General features: G+C 35.2%; 19 protein-coding genes and 1 pseudogene. 13 read left to right on the top strand and 7 right to left on the bottom strand.

Annotation, left to right across the window (positions count from 1 at the left end):
- Positions 1-7: 7 nt before the first annotated feature.
- A complete protein-coding gene (locus U9M49_RS08000) occupies positions 8-316 on the bottom strand; it encodes a hypothetical protein (protein ID WP_322909591.1) in 309 nt (102 codons plus the stop codon).
- Between the two features lie 167 nt (positions 317-483).
- Between U9M49_RS08000 and U9M49_RS07995 the strand changes: the two genes are divergently transcribed.
- Positions 484-1,209, top strand: coding sequence for a DUF4145 domain-containing protein (locus U9M49_RS07995; RefSeq protein ID WP_095372626.1), 726 nt, complete (start codon positions 484-486; stop codon positions 1,207-1,209).
- A 124-nt stretch (positions 1,210-1,333) separates the two neighbouring features.
- Here the strand turns inward: U9M49_RS07995 and U9M49_RS07990 are convergent, their stop codons facing one another.
- The 4 genes from U9M49_RS07990 to U9M49_RS07975 form a co-directional block, all read right to left on the bottom strand.
- A complete protein-coding gene (locus U9M49_RS07990) occupies positions 1,334-1,510 on the bottom strand; it encodes a hypothetical protein (protein WP_322909590.1) in 177 nt (58 codons plus the stop codon).
- A 22-nt stretch (positions 1,511-1,532) separates the two neighbouring features.
- Positions 1,533-1,823 carry a hypothetical protein gene (locus U9M49_RS07985; RefSeq protein ID WP_322909589.1) on the bottom strand — a complete coding sequence of 97 codons (291 nt, stop codon included), beginning with the start codon at positions 1,821-1,823 and terminating at the stop codon, positions 1,533-1,535.
- A 13-nt stretch (positions 1,824-1,836) separates the two neighbouring features.
- On the bottom strand, positions 1,837-2,838 hold the full coding sequence (locus U9M49_RS07980; protein WP_322909588.1) for a hypothetical protein: 1,002 nt from the start codon (positions 2,836-2,838) through the stop codon (positions 1,837-1,839).
- A gap of 969 nt (positions 2,839-3,807) precedes the next feature.
- Positions 3,808-4,200: an HNH endonuclease signature motif containing protein gene (locus tag U9M49_RS07975; protein ID WP_322909587.1), complete on the bottom strand. Its 393-nt coding sequence runs from the start codon at positions 4,198-4,200 to the stop codon at positions 3,808-3,810.
- Positions 4,201-5,543: 1,343 nt separating this feature from the next.
- On the opposite strand from U9M49_RS07975, the gene U9M49_RS07970 reads away from it, so the two are divergent.
- From U9M49_RS07970 to U9M49_RS07950, 5 genes are all read left to right on the top strand, one after another.
- Positions 5,544-5,828 (top strand): helix-turn-helix transcriptional regulator, encoded by a 285-nt coding sequence (locus tag U9M49_RS07970; protein ID WP_322909586.1) that lies wholly within the window; start codon positions 5,544-5,546, stop codon positions 5,826-5,828.
- Between the two features lie 383 nt (positions 5,829-6,211).
- A complete protein-coding gene (locus tag U9M49_RS07965; RefSeq protein WP_322909585.1) occupies positions 6,212-6,670 on the top strand; it encodes a hypothetical protein in 459 nt (152 codons plus the stop codon).
- Positions 6,671-6,711: 41 nt separating this feature from the next.
- Positions 6,712-6,996, top strand: a complete 285-nt coding sequence (locus U9M49_RS07960) for a hypothetical protein (protein WP_322909584.1) — start codon at positions 6,712-6,714, stop codon at positions 6,994-6,996.
- Between the two features lie 3 nt (positions 6,997-6,999).
- Positions 7,000-7,647 (top strand): hypothetical protein, encoded by a 648-nt coding sequence (locus U9M49_RS07955; RefSeq protein WP_322909583.1) that lies wholly within the window; start codon positions 7,000-7,002, stop codon positions 7,645-7,647.
- Between the two features lie 69 nt (positions 7,648-7,716).
- Positions 7,717-8,433: a hypothetical protein gene (locus tag U9M49_RS07950; protein WP_322909582.1), complete on the top strand. Its 717-nt coding sequence runs from the start codon at positions 7,717-7,719 to the stop codon at positions 8,431-8,433.
- A 96-nt stretch (positions 8,434-8,529) separates the two neighbouring features.
- Here the strand turns inward: U9M49_RS07950 and U9M49_RS07945 are convergent, their stop codons facing one another.
- Positions 8,530-8,718, bottom strand: a complete 189-nt coding sequence (locus tag U9M49_RS07945; RefSeq protein WP_322909581.1) for a hypothetical protein — start codon at positions 8,716-8,718, stop codon at positions 8,530-8,532.
- Positions 8,719-8,798: 80 nt separating this feature from the next.
- Here U9M49_RS07945 and U9M49_RS07940 point away from each other — a divergent pair, with 80 nt between their 5' ends.
- From U9M49_RS07940 to U9M49_RS07915, 6 genes and pseudogenes are all read left to right on the top strand, one after another.
- Positions 8,799-9,269, top strand: a complete 471-nt coding sequence (locus U9M49_RS07940) for a hypothetical protein (protein WP_322909580.1) — start codon at positions 8,799-8,801, stop codon at positions 9,267-9,269.
- Between the two features lie 173 nt (positions 9,270-9,442).
- Positions 9,443-9,601, top strand: a complete 159-nt coding sequence (locus U9M49_RS07935) for a hypothetical protein (RefSeq protein WP_191810626.1) — start codon at positions 9,443-9,445, stop codon at positions 9,599-9,601.
- Positions 9,602-9,613: 12 nt separating this feature from the next.
- Positions 9,614-9,850 carry a helix-turn-helix domain-containing protein gene (locus tag U9M49_RS07930; RefSeq protein WP_191810628.1) on the top strand — a complete coding sequence of 79 codons (237 nt, stop codon included), beginning with the start codon at positions 9,614-9,616 and terminating at the stop codon, positions 9,848-9,850.
- Between the two features lie 93 nt (positions 9,851-9,943).
- On the top strand, positions 9,944-10,105 hold the full coding sequence (locus U9M49_RS07925; RefSeq protein WP_157733939.1) for a hypothetical protein: 162 nt from the start codon (positions 9,944-9,946) through the stop codon (positions 10,103-10,105).
- A 27-nt stretch (positions 10,106-10,132) separates the two neighbouring features.
- Positions 10,133-10,507 carry a DUF3846 domain-containing protein gene (locus U9M49_RS07920; RefSeq protein ID WP_322909579.1) on the top strand — a complete coding sequence of 125 codons (375 nt, stop codon included), beginning with the start codon at positions 10,133-10,135 and terminating at the stop codon, positions 10,505-10,507.
- Between the two features lie 160 nt (positions 10,508-10,667).
- Positions 10,668-10,763 (top strand): annotated as a pseudogene (locus tag U9M49_RS07915) (hypothetical protein); the annotation flags it as partial.
- Between the two features lie 76 nt (positions 10,764-10,839).
- On the opposite strand, the gene U9M49_RS07910 reads toward U9M49_RS07915, so the two are convergent.
- Positions 10,840-11,079 (bottom strand): DUF2627 domain-containing protein, encoded by a 240-nt coding sequence (locus tag U9M49_RS07910; RefSeq protein WP_095373649.1) that lies wholly within the window; start codon positions 11,077-11,079, stop codon positions 10,840-10,842.
- A gap of 214 nt (positions 11,080-11,293) precedes the next feature.
- Between U9M49_RS07910 and U9M49_RS07905 the strand changes: the two genes are divergently transcribed.
- A complete protein-coding gene (locus U9M49_RS07905) occupies positions 11,294-13,363 on the top strand; it encodes a sigma-54 interaction domain-containing protein (protein WP_095372642.1) in 2,070 nt (689 codons plus the stop codon).
- The last annotated feature ends 93 nt before the right edge of the window (positions 13,364-13,456 follow it).

Below are 13,456 nucleotides of genomic sequence, written 5' to 3'. Positions count from 1 at the left end.
GTTTTAGTTATGAAAAATTAAGGATGGCTTCAGGTGAATCCTGGTATTGATCTAATGGCAGTTCATGGATTAAATAGCTGATATATTGAAATACGGCTTGTTCTACTTCCTGGTTAATGCGATAAGTGATTCCTAGCATCCCGAGGGGTAAAAGGTATTTCATTTTGACTTGGTTGAAGTACGTATACGGGTCATCTGTATAGGTTTTCTTTAGTGTAAGTATTTCCTGAACACTAATACCATCAATAGCTTTAAATGCAGTGTCCTGTAACAATTTCAAGTGTGAGTCGTTGTTTAAGTTGAGTAATGTTTTCATTTTGTTTTTCCACCTTTTTTAGCATTATTGTTTTATTTAGTATTTACAACCCATTAACACCGTATCTATAATTATCAGACCAACTAATATTAAGAAAAATATACCAGTTTGAAGGGTTTTCGCAGATGGTGTTATGATAAAATAGAGTAAAAAAGGTAGGTTGAATAATGCGAACAATAACTTATGAAAGATTAGATATTGATAATGATGAAAACATATATAAAGAACGTCTTAATAATTTTCCTGAAAGTTGTCCAAGGTGTAATACTGTTCAAGAACCTAAATTTATTAACGCGTATAAGCTAACTCCATTAATTACTGAAGCTATTTTTAAATGTAATAAGAAGGACTGCGGACATTTATTTTTAAGTGAACTTATATATGGGTTAGATGGCTATATTTTAATGAAATCCTACCCAAAATACCCTGAGACAATTGAATTTAAAGATGAGATCAGTAAATTGTCGCCTTTATTTGTAGAAATATATAATCAAGCTAATGAAGCAGAAACACTAAATTTAAACCGGGTTGCTGGGATGGGTTATAGAAAATCTTTAGAATTTTTAATTAAAGACTATTTGATTAAATTTAAGCATGAAGATGAAGATACTATTAAGAATGCCTCCTTAAGCACGTGTATTAAAAAGCATCTTTCAGCTAACATCAAACAAGTTGCAGAACGGGCTACTTGGTTAGGAAATGACGAAACACACTACCACAGAGTTTGGGAAGATAGAGATATTGAAGATTTAAAAACACTTATAGATTTAAGTGTTTATTGGATGAGTTCGGAAATGGATACTGCCAAATACATATCTGAAATGGAAAATAGAAAGGGAAAAAGTAGTCCAATAAAGCAAAAAAAATCCCCTCCAACTATCCAACAGTCGTAACGAATTGGAAAAGAAGAAGGGGAACGTACCGTTCAGTATTACTAACTAAAACCGAAAAGGAAGTGGGGAAGCCTGTCATGAGGTAAGCTTCCTTACTCTTTATATACTTGTTTAGATAGAGAAATCAGACTTCATCGTCAAATAAAGTACGAACCTTTCTTGGGTGCTTTTCCATGAAATCTACAAACGCTGCGAAGCAGTCTTTTCTACTTTTACCGTTTATAATTTTCTTAATAGTTGCCTTGGATACAGGGAATATTTCTTGTAATTGGTAGGGAAGCATTCCTTGTACTTTGTTCATGTATAACATCCTGTATACTTCTTTATCCGTTAATTTGACATTGTACATCATCCTTCACCCCTTTCCATATTAACTTTCTTTTTCTTGGATAACATATATACCTTTGCCGAACTGGATAATAAATTATATCGTCTTTTTTAGCTTCAAAAGATACGGTATCACCCACTGAAAAGTCTTTGAAGCAATGACCTGTATAATAGTAATAAAGCCTGTCCTGATAGCTGTACATCTTTACTAAATCGTAGGTACTATCTAGGTATTCCATTGATTCTATTACCGCTTCTATCTGATGAAATCTCTTTGTTAATGCCATTCTTTAACCACCCTTATTCTTTCTCTTTTTCTTTGCGTATTCTCGCATAACGACTGTTAATCCTTTGTTGACTAATTAAACGCTTTGCAATTTCATTTTCAGTATTAGGGAACATAGCAAGTAATGAAGGATTAGGTGCTTTGTTTCCACTCCTTGAAGCGACAAAGGGGTTAACATAAATTCTTGTATATTTCTTTCTGTCAAGCATACCTTCACCGATAAAGAAAACATTAGTCCCAAATAGTTTACAGTTCATAAGCTTACTTTTTAACATTGAGGTTCTACTATATCCAAACATTTTAGCTAAAGCAGTTAATTCCAATGGTTCAGCTTCATCTTCAATAGGGGTTAACGGTTGCAGGCATAAAACACCTGATTCAGAATTGATGAAAGGCAACACCATGAACAGGATATAAAGGTTTTTAGGGGTGTTTATGCTTTTGCCTTTTTCATTTTTAGCTTTGTATAGTTCCTGAATCTGTCTGTCATATGCCTTAACAGTAACCATACTTGAAACACCCTGCTTAGCTGGGTTGCCTTTAAAATGGTATTTACTGTTCCATTTCAGTTTAATTTCAGTGCGACAAATTACTTCTTCTTCTATGATTCCAGTTTCAACAAGCTTATTATAGAACTTATAGAATTCTTTTTTATTGGATATTTCCAGTAATTCCCGGAGATCACTCTTTAATAAATACTTATTGTTGTTTGTCATTAGGTAACTTCCTGAAGATGGATAACTTACATATGTGCCTAAGAACATTAAACGTGCCTTTTCCATATCATTGAAACGTGTATCTTTGTGTAGTTCTTTCAGTGTTTCTTCTAGCATAAATGAAAATCCCCCTGCAACATCTTGGTATAATCCGTAGTTTCTTTTATCGTTCAGGTAGTCTTGTTTTCTTTGTAAAGCGTCTTTATCTATAATTACTTTATCTTTATGGTTTTCAACTAAAGCACCTGTCTTTAATTCCCCAGTTTCAATATCAACATAGCTTCCTAGTTTCACAGTCATTTATCTACACCCCGTTAATTAATTCAGAAACCACCACCTTTAACCCTTAAACATTTTTTTACATGGTTACAGACTTCAAATGAGTGATTTTCTGTATATATAGGGTTATGTAACCGGGCTAATGTAAGACCGAAATTATAAAACAAGAAAAGGCTGTAATTTCGTCCCCTGCAAAAATTGCATCGAAATCTACCCTGAAACTACAAGAATTGCATCGAAATCTACCCTAACTTAAAGTGCTTTAAACCATTGGGACAGTAAGGATGAAGGTGCTTGAAAGGCTAATTAGTAACTCTAATCTATTTACTTCTTTATCAGGTTCTGACAAATGAACTAATAACCGTTATAATGCTTTCGTTCGTAAACTCACTTCAGCAGGGAAGGCAAGCTTCCCCTTTATTAATAGATTCTGAAAAGGGTTCTGACAAAGGGAATATACCGGGGTAATTTCTCAGGGAATTTTAAATGAGTTATTTCAGGGATTCTTTAATAAAGCTTGGAAGGGGTGTTCTTTCCCCTGACAAGAATGTTTTTGCATAACGGTAATACTGTTTATTTCTCATTGATCTCCTGTATCTTCAGTACATTCATCCTGTTTTAATAGCTTGGATATTGTTAGTTTTGTTATTGTTAAGTGAAAGTTTTTTAAACAGTACTGTATTAAGAATCTTTAACAAGCAGTATGGACAGTGAGGGGTGGTGTTAAAGATTATTAAACAGGTACACCAGGATGAACAGGTATACCAGGCTGAATACGTGTAAGGCAACTGTATGAATCTGTATGTTCAGGGTATGAATGTGTCTAAAGTGTGTACAATTATGCGTATTAACTGGTGGAGAACAGTGGTGTTTTACCCATGAAACAAGCCATGCATGCCTGCCGGAAAATGAGTGCCTAATATTTTCCTATTACAGTTATTGCTACAGTCATTTCCAGGACACAAAAAAAGAACCAGCCTAAGCCAGTTCCTACAGGTTTAATGCTATAATGCTTTCTCGTTCTTCTTCCATAACTTCTTTTAAAGCATGAAATGCTACTCCCTTTGTATATGGGTCATTCTTGAATTGATCTTTTATCTTCAGTTCAATCTGATAATCAGAATAACCTTGTTTACGTGCCTTCAATATTCTTTGCTTCATTGATATATTATCTTGAAGAAATTGGTCTTTATATTCTTTAGCACGTTTCTTCAAATATCCAAGTTTTAAGAAATTAGTATCATGTACAAGCCCGTGACAGGCTTCACACAGTAAAGAAAGGTTAGTTAATCTGTTAGTGCCACCAATTGCTAAAGGTACTATATGATGTACGTGAAAAGCTTCTGAAGTTATACCACAATTAAAAACATTCTTTCTTTTCAAGTTGGTTCAGAAATTGTTTTCTTACAGTTTGAAATTCCGTTCTTTTGTCCAAAATAAACATCCTTTTTTACACCTGGAACAAGAAGGATGTTCAGTTCAGACACGATAAAATCAGTTGTCCGTTTATTCATTACACAACCGTTTCACAAACTTTATTGAACTAATGAAGGATGCTGAAAGTATTGGTATATCAACGTTTGTATAAAATCCTGCATAAACGCATAAATTCAGTACATTGTGAAAAGGCTTTAAATCAATGTTTATACAGTTCATCAACTTCCTATAGCCGTTATTATGTTAACTAGAAATGAATATACAATACATAAAATGATTAAAGAAGGGGTGGTGTCAGTAATTTTAAAAAGGGGTACATCTTATTTTTAAGCCGGGGGCATATCATTTATTGACTGTATTTAACCGGGCGATCTCTTGGGCATTATACTGCCGTATACTGGCTAGATATCTGTAGCTAATAGGAAAGTGCCATAAGTATCTATCAGCCAACTACAAGCATATATGAAGCTTATACAGATACATCTTGTACACTTATATTCAGCAATTAATTCAGTTATATATTTGTTCTGATTCCATTAAGGAACACGAACCTTTACAGTAGAATGTAAATAACAAACCCTGATTGTTACATTGAATTGTTTCGTGTTCCCTTGTCAGAATCGAAAATAAAGTTTCGTGTTCCTAAAACAGAATTAATTTATTTAATTTACTTGAATGATTCAGAAGTTTATTAGAAATATATTTGTAAGATTAATTGAACATTTATATTCAAAATAATTTACATAGAAATTTCTGTGAAGGGGGTACACCGGGGGATGGGGGTATAAGGTTCTAGGGGTTTGCGTGTTAAGATTACACGTACTATTTTTTGCCTTCCTGACTTTCTAGAGATTCCCCGGTACATTTCAGAATCTCCTTATTAGTACTTCAAAGCCTATTCATAACCTTGTGAATCACTCGTAACCAAGTTCTGAAGGGGGGGGATACCTGGATTTCACAATGTTATTTTCATGAATTCCAGTATAAAAATTTAAAAAAATTATTTTTGATACGGTTATTTTCCTGGGCTATGACTTGCTGCGAGGTGTTCAGAGTGTAGGGAAGTAGCTGAAATCAAATTATTTTCTTATTATTGTCGTACAAAGTGCAATAAAGAAGTACCTACTATATAGGAACGGTAAAGGTGAACCGTTCGGTTTGTTTCCTTTCTGCTTGCCTATTAAAAGCAAAAGTATAAAGTTTCTGTGGCTGGTCGGGTTCATTCTCGACTGGCTTCTTCTATTTAATTATTATTCATATTTTATTACTAAAAAAGGGGTGAATATGATATGGGATTTATTAAGCCGGAATCATTGAAGTTGTTAAGGGTTCTTGCTTGTGATATGAAACAAAAAGAATTGGCAGACCATTTGGGAGTGACGCAAGGGTTTATCTCAAAAGTCGAGAATGGAACGGTACCAATGTCGCAGGAAATAAAACAGAGAGTGAAAGCAATATTTGTTTCAGCTGGTATCAGTGAAGAACACGTCAACCAATTAACTGCTTTGATTCAGGAAAAAGAAAGGAATGATTACCGTGAAACAGATAAAGAACAATCTGAATCACATTCATAAGGTGTTACAGAGTGACGGATATCAGGCAAATATTCCAAGCTTACTTGTACTTCTCGCAGAAACTATTATTGAAGTCCGCAAACAGCAGTTTGTCTATTACGTGAATTACACTAGTGAAGAAAGCCATATTAGTACATACAAAGCTTACTGTAAGATGAACAAATATAAACTACTGGCTGATCTCGAGGAAGTTGAGATGATTTTACGAAGTAAAACAGTGAATGTAAAACGTTGTGTGGTGCTACTGGATAAGGTACTTAATTCTAACTTATATCAGCAAACTGCACAAAGAAAATTGTCTAGATGGCAACACGTTAATCCTAAAGCAGTAATAAACCAAACAAAAATACATGTGAACCAATAAAGGAAGGGAGATGAAAGAAATGACCAAAGAAAGGACAATTCACGATGTACCAGTGCCTGCTGGTGTAGATGAAAAAATGATGGCCGTTGCGAAAGATTATGTCACCACACGCTTAAAGGAAGGTTTCAAAATGGAATCTTTGTTTGCGAGAAACAACATCGCTGGAAAGACATATTACAAGTGGCTGAAGAATGCGGAGTACGAAAGGTATATTAATGAAATGGCTGATGTGCTAATACCTTCAGACGAATTACAGGCGGTTAGAAAGTTCCGCAGAAAGGTAATGGCATACGCAGATAAAGAATCATTGACTGCGGGGGAAATGAAGCTATTTAAGGATGTGTTTGAACCGATTATTGAGGCAGACATTCGGCTGCAAATGACTAAGTTAGGGCTGAATAATGAAGGTTCGGGTTCAGATACTCCTAGAAGTTTATCGGAGAAACGTAACTTATTATTGCAAAGATTGAAAGGTTAACACTAATATACAAAGCGAAATGAAAAGGGAGAGATATTTAAATGTTAGTTAATGAGAATCTACCAGTAACTTGGGCACAGGCAGAAATGACAGAACATGGGAAGGCTATTATGGAAAGTATCGAACACCGAAAACAGCCTTTAAAAGACATATCATCATATTATGCTGAAGCTAGAAGGCAAGAAGAAGAAGCTAGAAAGCAACAGGAAGCCGAGGAATTAGCTAATATGCCAGCACCAGTTCTATCGCCTGAACAACAACAGATTGCTGAACTCACACAGCAACTCGCAGCGTTAAACAAAAAATTAGACGGGATGGGGAAATAGACTATGGGAAAACAAAAAACAGCAGTTCAGCAATTGAAAGACTTACACAATGAGACTAAGGAAATTCATGAGACTTATGCTAAAGCAAAAGAGAATGCCCAGCAGGAGGTAGAAACACTCACACAAGAGATTGCAGAAGGTGAAGATAATATTCATGGACTGTATAAATCATATGTTTTAAATCTAGTGTCACTCGAAGCTTACCAGGCAGAACGTAAAGCAATTGATGATAAGAAAGCTGTCTTGCACGTGGCACAGAAGAAAATTGCGGATATTGACGGTCTAATGAAAGGTGAATTGAAGAAGGTCTATAGTAAAGCAAAAGGACTATCTGCTGAATATAATAGAGAGAAGGCTATATTTGTCGCAGAGAAAAAGAAGAAGATGCTGGCAATGAAATACGAATACCTAAAGGCAATACATGCAGAAGCAAAAGAAATTTTCCCTGTTGAATATCAGGGGGTTTGGGTAAGTGAATTAGAAGTTGAACTTGGCATGAAGTCATATAGCTATACATCCTATGTAAATCCTGACAATTTCCTTGAAGCATATGCACCGTACAGACCAGGTTGCACTGTGACAAAAGACGAAGTGGAGAATGCATATGTAAAAGGTACAGTAGATAGGGAGTTAGCTGAAGCTATTAAATAACGATAATCAAAGGTGGTTCTGTTACACATAGTTCCGCCTATTTTTTTTTATTTGAAAGGGGATATACATATGTTGCGGAAATTTACAGAAACGCTGAAACGACTGTTTAAGCGAGATAAGAAAGATGTACCCGTACAGAATAACAAGACTGGTAACACACCAAAGACTATTAAAAGAGTGGAGTTACTACAGGAAGAATTGTCACAGATTACTACTGGCTATGATAAAAGCCTGACTGATCTACAGGGTAAATATAATAAAGCGTTATGGGAATATGAGAATGCCTACTCGGATTTATCTGAAATTACTCGTCAATATAAGTTAAAGATGATACCTGAAGCTGATGTGCATTCAGAACGTGAAAAAGTAAAACCGTTTGAAGAAGCGTTGAATGCTGTATCAGAAGAAATTGCGACTGTAGAAAGCTATAAAAAAGAAGATATTCTGAAGATAATCACAGAGATAGACGCATTAAAAGATGAATATCTCGCAGAAGTAGCTAAGGAAGTAACTGTGAAATATGCACGGATACAGGAATTAAAGAACGAGTATCTTCAGGAAGTTGGCGACATCGGTAATATGTGTGATGAAATTCTAAAAATAGAATCTACCGTTAAACACCATTTTAATGAAGCTGGCTATCAGTATAAGCCTGTGATGACAAGTAAATTCGCTGAAATGACAGAAGGTGTCATGCTTGAAGGTTTCGCCATCCCGTATGATACCATTAACGATGCTTTAGCTAATAATAATAAGACACACAAAAACCCTGTTCAGGTCGGTTGACAGCCATCTGACAGGGTTTCTTTTTTTTTGTCTATGAATTGCATTTACTTGATACTGATACGTAAAGTAAAAGTTAATTGCGTTGTAGGTCGATTTTCATCGTTTTAGTTGTTCTTTTAATTCATCTATTATTACAGTGTAGTTCGCTTCTATCCGGTTTACACCAGCTTTAATCTCTTTCATATCGGCTTTCATATCCTGAAGGTCACTTTTTACTTCCGTAAACGATACGTCTAACCTGGTGCTGATCTCCCTTAAAAGTTCCTCACATCTTTCTTCATCCACTTAAATCAAGCCCCCATTTCCCATTTAATATTAAGTGAAGTATACCATAGAAAACTATCCCAGGAGTAAGAGAACAATACATGGAACGTGTGGAAGTGTTAGACCGTGTGAAAGGTTTGCTTCTTCTTCCGAAATTAGAAATGGCGACAACTAAACAAGTGGCTGAATTTTACGGGGTTAGTCGTGCGGTTATCTCAATGCTTATATCAAATAACAAAGGTGAAATACAATCAGATGGTTATTTCACTATGAAGGGTAGAGAGTTGGTATCAAAATATAATTTGCATAGCACACCACAAAACGGTTACCTTCTATTAGAAGATGGAAGCACTGTGGCTTATCGTGGAACTGGACTATTCCCCAAACGTGCAATTTTACGTGTAGGTATGTTACTTAGAGATTCTGAGGTCGCAAAGGAAGTCAGAACACAACTGTTAAATATAGAAGAAAAGGTAACTACCGAGGTAAAGACTGTTGATCTCAATGAAGAAATACTATTAAAGGTTGCAGTTGCTGATGCACATTCTGCCGGTTACATGCATCGTAAATAACTTTTTTAATTCAACATATTGACTTTTATTAGTGTAATTATTATACTAGTTAATGTAACAAACTGAACACAAGAATTCTTTCATATGCCCATCAATGGGTACTGTCGAATGGACATGAAATAAGACAGGGAAGAATTATACTTTCACACCATGTATTAGGGAGGGGGAAGCTATTGCTTGAGATATTCTTTACTGCATTAGTTATAATTTTCTTTATTGCCATGTTTGCTTTAGTGTTTGAAGGGTTTTTAGCACTTCTTATTATCGGTGTTTTGGCTGCGGTTGTGGCAGGAATTATATGGGTGGTGCAGTTTTTCATTGGCTTATTTTAAGGTGGTGAAATAATGGATGAAATACTAAAGGTTTTGGAACGTGAAGGGGTGACCAGTTCGCAGAAATTAATACTGGTTATTCTGAAAGCACTGCAAGCTTCAGAAGGGGTTTCTTTCAATGAAATAAGTTACTACAGTTCGTTGACAAGGAAAACAGTCATAAGCAACCTGAACGCATTGGAGGAAGCTGGTTTAGTAAAGGTTGTTAGAGATAGTACACGAACTAACAAATATATAGTTCTAGTATAGTTGTAAAAAAAAACAAAATGAATATTAATATTCAAAATAAAAAAGTCCCCAGGTACTCGCAATACCTAAGGACTCATGAAAGGATATTAACCTTTGTCACTGAATATAATACCAAAATTATATCAAAAGTTAAACTTGTATTTTTTCGGAGTAGAAAGAATTGGCTTTGTTGATGCAATGTTCATGTATGGAATATCTGCATTATGTATTATAATCATGCTTGTTACAGTTATACCAGCATGGATTCAACTATAAACAATGTAAATTAAAGGGGAAATATAAATGAATACAAAGAACACAAATATTACTGAAAAGACTAGAACAATAGAGGTAGTTACGGCAATGGTAGGAGAAGATTTAAAAGCTGTGACGTTAGAAAATTCACTTGAAAGCTTTCATAATATTTTGGGTGGTTCAGTAGATGTCATTGAATTATGTAATGATATTAGCGTGTACATAAATGGCGATGGAATGGCTGATGGAAGTAGGGGGAACTTTATAATTCTGAATGAGAAAAACATTCCTGAATCAGTGATAGCTGGTAATGCCTTCTTTGCTTCCAGGGATGAACAGGGTAATATCACGGGCTTATCTGACCAGCAAGTTGAACTTATATGTGATTTGTTTATTGATAACAAGCTGATGAGACTGGGGTGAATAATGTTTCAGTAAAGACACAGTTCTGATTGACGTATGTACAGGCTGATATTATAATAAAAGTGTAAGCGAAATTTAACCAATTAATACAGTTTTTACATACCCATAAATAAATGAAGTTAATAAACAAACGAACTGTTCAAATCCTTGGTATATCAGTGGTTATACAGTCAGCATGACAAAGGCCAAGCCAACAAACTCAGAATTCATTGCAATGGTTGCCGATAAGTTAAGGTTAGAGCATAAGGCTTCTTGAAAAAGCTAGGCGTGTGAACATATCGTCCACACGAATAAACAAAAAAGCGTCAGCATTTTTATTATGCTGACGCTTTTTATGATTCTTTCTTAAAACGGTCTTGCACTTTATTTCTTTTACGATCACGATGCAAAATAAATCCGGCAATAAAGCCAATTCCTAATATAACAAATAATAATCCACACACAAACTGCAAAGGTAAAGATGGGAAAGGGCTTTGTAAAATGCCAAATACCATATCCCTCATTAATTTAATTCCGTATACCGCTAAAACACCGGGAAGTACAAGTATCATTAATGCAATTAGTCTAATCATATTATTCCTTTCTTCCGCTGCTAAAATATTCAATAAACTCATTATATATGATAGGAAACGTTTATTAAAGGGAGATTTCATAGGTGCATCATATGAGAAAAAATATTAACACTAACAGTATAAGATATTTGTCAACAAGAACAATTAAGGTTACATTATAAATGAAAGAAATTGCATAGTAGATTTGAAAGAATATTCAGGGTAAGGTGAAAGTATGCAAAAAGTAATTATCATCGGGGCTGGTCAAGGTGGCTCCTCGATATATCGATTATTGAAAGAAACAGAAATGTTAATAGTAACAGCGGTTGTTGATATTAATCGCGAAGCAAAAGGACTTCAACTTGCGAGTGAAGATGGTGTGCAAATTGGTTATGATTGGCGCCAATTTATTAAAGAACCTGTTGATATTATTATTGAAGTAACAGGAGATGAAGAAGTTAGTAAACAAATTAGATCTTCAATCAAAGAAGAGGTAATTTTTATCCCTGGTAGTGTCGCTTATTTAATGGCCAAACTTTTGTCTCAAAAGGAAGAGCTCATATCCGCACTTTCTAATCAAACATATAAATTCAACCTCATATTTAATACGACCGATAACGGTATGATCGTCATCAATCCTGACGAGGAAATTATACTTTTTAATAAAAGCGCAGAAACGATGACAGGAATAGAAAAGAAACAGGCGATAGGTAAAAAGATCGGAGATGTAATTAGCGGAAGCTTATTGCCGAGAGTGTTGCATTCAAGGAGAGTGGAAACAAACCAAGAGTTTGTTTTAGGTAGTGGGTTGAAAATTATTACTACGAGAATTCCTGTAATCGGTGATAACGGTCAATTAATCGGTGCGGTTTCTATTTTTAAAGACATTACGGAATTAGTTGATTTAGCTGAAGAAATTACTGATTTGAAAAATTTAAAAACAATGCTTCAAGCTATTATACAATCAAGTGATGAAGCGATCTCTGTAGTAGATGAAGATGGGAAGGGGTTAATTATTAACCCGGCCTATTCAAAAATCACTGGATTAGCAGAAGAGGAAGTCATTGGTAAACCGGCAACTGCTGATATCTCAGAAGGTGAAAGTGTTCATATGAAGGTGCTTAAAACACGCAGAGCCATCAGGGGTGTACCAATGCGTGTAGGTCCGAAGAGAAAAGAAGTTGTCGTCAATGTAGCTCCGGTAATTGTAGATGGTATTTTAAAAGGAAGCGTCGGGGTTTTGCATGACGTTTCAGATCTACAAAGTATGAGTCGCGAATTAAATCGCGCGAGACAAATTATTCGAAATTTAGAAGCTAAGTATACTTTTGAAGATATTATTGGTCAGTCTGATGAAATGGCCATTGCAATTGAACAAGCTAAACTTGGAGCAAAAACGCCAGCAACCGTTCTATTGAGAGGTGAATCTGGAACAGGTAAAGAATTATTTGCACATGCCATTCATAATGCAAGTGACCGTAAATATAATAAATTTGTTCGTGTAAACTGTGCTGCCTTATCGGAATCACTACTGGAAAGTGAATTATTTGGTTATGAGGAAGGTGCTTTTTCTGGCGCGAAAAGAGGCGGAAAAAGGGGTTTATTTGAAGAAGCGGATAAAGGAAGTATCTTTTTGGATGAAATTGGCGAGTTAACTGCCAGCACACAGGCTAAACTATTAAGGGTGCTACAAGAAGGAGAGATTACCCGAGTAGGTGGTACAAAGCCTCTTCAGATTAACGTCCGAATTATTGCTGCAACCAATGTTAATCTGGAAAAAGCCATTGCGAACGGCGGATTTAGAGAGGATTTATACTACCGTTTGAATCGAATGCCAATTCATATTCCGTCTTTGAGAAAAAGAAAAGAAGATATCCCTTTACTAGTGGACCGCTTAATTGAAAAAATCAATATTGAATATGGCCGTAATGTAGAAGGTGTAACAGAAGAAGCGATGAAGGTTTTAATGGCATATGATTGGCCAGGTAATGTCCGTGAACTAGATAATATTATTGGAAGAGCGATTATATTTATGGGCTATCAAACACATATTGACAGTGAACATTTATCTACATTAGCGAATAGTGACAGTCCAGTTCTCGTAGATTCTGAAATGCATGCATCTATTCAACAAGGAGAGCCATTAGCAAAGCAACTGGAAGGTTTTGAAAAAGAAATTATTACGAAAGCAATGAAACAAGCGGATGGTAATAAGACACAAGCAGCCAAACATTTAGGGCTATCTGTAAGGAATTTATACTATAAATTGGAAAAATATCAAATTGAAAATAAAAGCATGCAATAATTTGCATGGTTTGCAATAAATTTCACGGTAGATTTTGAGCAATAAAGCGTTTTCATCGCATTTTAATTTTGGCACGGTAATTGCATAATAAAA

It is taken from the genome of Cytobacillus sp. OWB-43 (assembly GCF_034651445.1).
Lineage (GTDB): Bacteria > Bacillota > Bacilli > Bacillales > Cytobacillaceae > Cytobacillus > Cytobacillus kochii.
The sequence above is the reverse complement of the archived record's forward strand: the minus strand, read 5'-3'. Positions and strand labels throughout refer to the sequence as shown.